2 tRNA genes and 2 rRNA genes are annotated in these 5,582 nt (G+C 47.5%); all 4 read left to right on the forward strand.

Annotation, left to right across the window (positions count from 1 at the left end):
* The first annotated feature begins 234 nt into the window (after positions 1-234).
* The 4 genes from B0682_RS09205 to B0682_RS09220 all read left to right on the forward strand — a co-directional run bounded on the left by B0682_RS09205 (position 235) and on the right by B0682_RS09220 (position 5,508).
* Positions 235-1,762 (forward strand): 16S ribosomal RNA (locus B0682_RS09205).
* A gap of 163 nt (positions 1,763-1,925) precedes the next feature.
* A tRNA-Ile gene (locus B0682_RS09210) sits at positions 1,926-2,002 on the forward strand.
* Positions 2,003-2,007: 5 nt separating this feature from the next.
* Positions 2,008-2,083 (forward strand) — tRNA-Ala (locus tag B0682_RS09215).
* Between the two features lie 263 nt (positions 2,084-2,346).
* Positions 2,347-5,508: ribosomal RNA gene (locus tag B0682_RS09220) — 23S ribosomal RNA — on the forward strand.
* The 16S and 23S rRNA genes sit together here with 2 tRNA genes alongside, the layout of an rRNA operon.
* The last annotated feature ends 74 nt before the right edge of the window (positions 5,509-5,582 follow it).

Genomic DNA, 5,582 nt, shown 5'->3' on the forward strand with positions numbered 1-5,582 from the left:
AAGCAAACAAGTCTAGTGGACGACACAGACGCAACTATATAACAACGAACCAAGAAACAACTTGTGTGGATTTTTACTGACAAAAAAATGGCTTTTAAAGAAACAGTCTTAAGCAAAGCTGACTTAAGCAAAAGCTTAAGGCAAAACAAACAAATCATTCGAATCAGTAAATAACCAAGTTAATTCATATAAATGAACAAACGAAGCGAATTTGCTAGTAAGAATGAGTCGATTAAACTGAAGAGTTTGATCATGGCTCAGATTGAACGCTGGCGGCAGGCTTAACACATGCAAGTCGAACGAAGAGGTCTAGCTTGCTAGACTGATTAGTGGCGAACGGGTGAGTAACATTTAGGAATCTACCTTATAGAGGGGGATAGCTCGGGGAAACTCGAATTAATACCGCATACGACCTACGGGTGAAAGGGGGCGCAAGCTCTTGCTATAAGATGAGCCTAAACCAGATTAGCTAGTTGGTGGGGTAAAGGCCTACCAAGGCGACGATCTGTAGCTGGTCTGAGAGGATGATCAGCCACACTGGGACTGAGACACGGCCCAGACTCCTACGGGAGGCAGCAGTGGGGAATATTGGACAATGGGCGAAAGCCTGATCCAGCCATGCCGCGTGTGTGAAGAAGGCCTTATGGTTGTAAAGCACTTTAAGTGGGGAGGAAAAGCTTATGGATAACACCCATAGGTTCTGACGTTACCCACAGAATAAGCACCGGCTAACTCTGTGCCAGCAGCCGCGGTAATACAGAGGGTGCAAGCGTTAATCGGAATTACTGGGCGTAAAGCGAGCGTAGGTGGTTTATTAAGTCAGATGTGAAATCCCTGGGCTTAACCTAGGAACTGCATCTGATACTGATAAACTAGAGTAGGTGAGAGGAAAGTAGAATTCCAGGTGTAGCGGTGAAATGCGTAGAGATCTGGAGGAATACCGATGGCGAAGGCAGCTTTCTGGCATCATACTGACACTGAGGTTCGAAAGCGTGGGTAGCAAACAGGATTAGATACCCTGGTAGTCCACGCCGTAAACGATGTCTACCAGTCGTTGGGTCTTTTAAAGGCTTAGTGACGCAGTTAACGCGATAAGTAGACCGCCTGGGGAGTACGGCCGCAAGGTTAAAACTCAAATGAATTGACGGGGGCCCGCACAAGCGGTGGAGCATGTGGTTTAATTCGATGCAACGCGAAGAACCTTACCTGGTCTTGACATAGTGAGAATCTTGCAGAGATGCGAGAGTGCCTTTGGGAATTCACATACAGGTGCTGCATGGCTGTCGTCAGCTCGTGTCGTGAGATGTTGGGTTAAGTCCCGCAACGAGCGCAACCCTTTTCCTTAGTTACCAGCGACTTGGTCGGGGACTTTAAGGACACTGCCAGTGACAAACTGGAGGAAGGCGGGGACGACGTCAAGTCATCATGGCCCTTACGACCAGGGCTACACACGTGCTACAATGGTAGGTACAGAGGGCAGCTACACGGCGACGTGATGCCAATCTCAAAAAGCCTATCTTAGTCCAGATTGGAGTCTGCAACTCGACTCCATGAAGTCGGAATCGCTAGTAATCGCGGATCAGAATGCCGCGGTGAATACGTTCCCGGGCCTTGTACACACCGCCCGTCACACCATGGGAGTTGATTGCACCAGAAGTGGTTAGCCTAACTTAGGAGGGCGATCACCACGGTGTGGTTAATGACTGGGGTGAAGTCGTAACAAGGTAGCCGTAGGGGAACCTGCGGCTGGATCACCTCCTTAACGAAGCATTTAGGTAAGTAAAAATCCACAACAAGTTGTTTTTTGGTTAAAAGACTAAGTTAAAAAAAGAGCACAAGCACTTTTTAAGTTCAGACCAAAAATCCTATTTAAAGGATTTTTGGCTCAAGCCTAAAATTGCGATGCAATTTTTTAACGGCTTTCGGGGTCTATAGCTCAGCTGGTTAGAGCACCGTGTTGATAACGCGGGGGTCATAAGTTCAAATCTTATTAGACCCACCATTTATGGGGCCATAGCTCAGTTGGTAGAGCGCCTGCCTTGCACGCAGGAGGTCAGGAGTTCGACTCTCCTTGGCTCCACCAGGCAAGCGAACAAAAACAAAGCATACATAAGCAATTTAAATAAGATTTCTTATTTATGCTTTTACAAAATAAACTGATGAAGTTTATCACATACTATTTAACAACATAGAAATGAGTCTGGGTTAATAAATTAACCAACGTAATTTATTAACCATGGTGATTGTACCCAATACAATCACCTAAAGTAAAGAGAACTGAATCAAGCGTAAACACAGGTAAAATCGTTACTACAATTACCCAAACAAGACTAATTAGGATTGTATGGTCAAGTAATGAAGTGCACATGGTGGATGCCTTGGCAGTCAGAGGCGAAGAAAGACGTGACAGCCTGCGATAAGCGTCGGTGAGGTGGCAATATCCTGTGACCCGGCGATTTCTGAATGGGGAAACCCAACCAACACAAGTTGGTTATTACACAGTTTACTGTGTAAGGCAAACCGGGAGAAGTGAAACATCTCAGTACCCCGAGGAAAAGACATCAAAAGAGATTCCCCAAGTAGCGGCGAGCGAACGGGGAGGAGCCGATCAATTTTACAGTAGCAAAATGGCATGGGAAAGCCAACCATAGTAGGTGATAGTCCTGTATGCGAAACTGTTTAAGCGACATATCAAGTAGGGCGGAACACGAGAAATTCTGTCTGAAGATGGGGGGACCATCCTCCAAGGCTAAATACTCCTGACTGACCGATAGTGAACCAGTACCGTGAGGGAAAGGCGAAAAGAACCCCTGTTAGGGGAGTGAAATAGAACCTGAAACCGTGTGCATACAAGCAGTCGGAGCCCGACCACTTAATCGTTTTGAGGATAACAATGAATTTTTACTACGTCTATGTCATACAAAACATGGATAATCATGATGAGTTTTATGTTGGTTTTACCACCAATTTAAAACAAAGAATTGATGACCATAATAATGGCACAACTTACTCAACCAGAGCAAGAACATGGCGTATTGTTTATTGTGAAGCCTACATTAACGAACAAGTGGCAAGAAAGCGAGAGCGAACCATAAAAAATAATGGTCGTATGAGAACTTTCTTGATGAATCGTATCAAATCACAATTTGACAATCAGAACGATTAAGTGGTCGGGTGACGGCGTACCTTTTGTATAATGGGTCAGCGACTTATATTCTGTAGCAAGGTTAACCGAATAGGGGAGCCGTAGGGAAACCGAGTCTTAAAAGGGCGAATGAGTTGCAGGGTATAGACCCGAAACCGAGTGATCTATCCATGAGCAGGTTGAAAGTGCCGTAACAGGCATCGGAGGACCGAACCCACTGTCGTTGAAAAGCCAGGGGATGACTTGTGGATAGGGGTGAAAGGCTAATCAAACTCGGTGATAGCTGGTTCTCCCCGAAAGCTATTTAGGTAGCGCCTCGGACGAACACCATTGGGGGTAGAGCACTGTTTCGGCTAGGGGGTCACACCGACTTACCAAACCGAGGCAAACTGACGAATACCGATGAGTGATATCCGGGAGACACACGGCGGGTGCTAACGTCCGTCGTGGAAAGGGAAACAACCCAGACCGCCAGCTAAGGCCCCAAATTCCTAGTTAAGTGGGAAACGAGGTGGGAAGGCACAGACAGCTAGGAGGTTGGCTTAGAAGCAGCCACCCTTTAAAGAAAGCGTAATAGCTCACTAGTCGAGTCGGCCTGCGCGGAAGATGTAACGGGGCTCAAACTAGGAGCCGAAGCTGCGGATTTAATTGTTTCAATTAAGTGGTAGGGGAGCGTTGTGTAAGCCTGAGAAGGTGCACTGTAAGGTGTGCTGGAGGTATCACAAGAGCGAATGCTGACGTGAGTAACGACAAAACGGGTGAAAAGCCCGTTCGCCGGAAGACCAAGGGTTCCAGTCCAACGTTAATCGGGGCTGGGTGAGTCGACCCCTAAGGCGAGGCCGAAAGGCGTAGTCGATGGGAAATCGGTTAATATTCCGATACTTGTTTATGATGTGATGGAGGGACGGAGAAGGTTATGCCAGCCTGGCGATGGTAGTCCAGGTGGAAGGATGTAGGTAGGTTTGGTAGGCAAATCCGCCAAACTAATACTGAGATCTGATAGCAAGCGGTACATGTACCGTGAAGTGGCAAATACCCTGCTTCCAGGAAAAGCTTCTAAACGATGGTCATAAACGAATCGTACCCGAAACCGACACAGGTGGTCAGGTAGAGAATACCAAGGCGCTTGAGAGAACTCTGCTGAAGGAACTAGGCAAAATGGTACCGTAACTTCGGGAGAAGGTACGCTGCCGATGGTGATAAGACTTGCTCTTTGAGCTGTTGGCAGTCGCAGATACCAGGTGGCTGCAACTGTTTATTAAAAACACAGCACTCTGCAAACACGAAAGTGGACGTATAGGGTGTGATGCCTGCCCGGTGCTGGAAGGTTAAATGATGGGGTTAGCGTAAGCGAAGCTCTTGATTGAAGCCCCAGTAAACGGCGGCCGTAACTATAACGGTCCTAAGGTAGCGAAATTCCTTGTCGGGTAAGTTCCGACCTGCACGAATGGCATAATGATGGCCACGCTGTCTCCAGCAGAGACTCAGTGAAATCGAAATCGCAGTGAAGATGCTGTGTACCCGCGGCTAGACGGAAAGACCCCGTGAACCTTTACTACAGCTTTACATTGAACTTTGACCTGACTTGTGCAGGATAGGTGGGAGGCTATGAAGCAGATACGCCAGTATTTGTGGAGTCAACCTTGAAATACCACCCTGGTCATGTTGGGGTTCTAACTTAGATATTCACAATATCGAGGACAATGTATGGTGGGTAGTTTGACTGGGGCGGTCTCCTCCTAAAGAGTAACGGAGGAGTACGAAGGTGCGCTCAGAACGGTCGGAAATCGTTCAAAGAGTATAAAGGCAAAAGCGCGCTTAACTGCGAGACCCACAAGTCGAGCAGGTACGAAAGTAGGTCTTAGTGATCCGGTGGTTCTGTATGGAAGGGCCATCGCTCAACGGATAAAAGGTACTCTGGGGATAACAGGCTGATACCGCCCAAGAGTTCATATCGACGGCGGTGTTTGGCACCTCGATGTCGGCTCATCTCATCCTGGGGCTGAAGCAGGTCCCAAGGGTATGGCTGTTCGCCATTTAAAGAGGTACGCGAGCTGGGTTTAGAACGTCGTGAGACAGTTCGGTCCCTATCTACCGTGGGCGTTGGAAATTTGAGAGGATCTGCTCCTAGTACGAGAGGACCAGAGTGGACGAACCTCTGGTGTTTCGGTTGTCACGCCAGTGGCATTGCCGAGTAGCTATGTTCGGATGGGATAACCGCTGAAAGCATCTAAGCGGGAAGCCCACCTCAAGATGAGATTTCCCTAAAGAGCCGTTGTAGACGACGACGTTGATAGGTTGGGTGTGGAAGTGTAGTGATACATGTAGCTAACCAATACTAATTGCTCGTTTGGCTTGACCATACAATGCCTAATTGGTTTTATAGGGTAATGTGGTTGATGTTGATTTTACCTGTGGTTTTATGGCTTTGATTTGT

This window comes from Lwoffella lincolnii (genome assembly GCF_002014765.1).
Taxonomy (GTDB): domain Bacteria; phylum Pseudomonadota; class Gammaproteobacteria; order Pseudomonadales; family Moraxellaceae; genus Psychrobacter; species Psychrobacter lincolnii.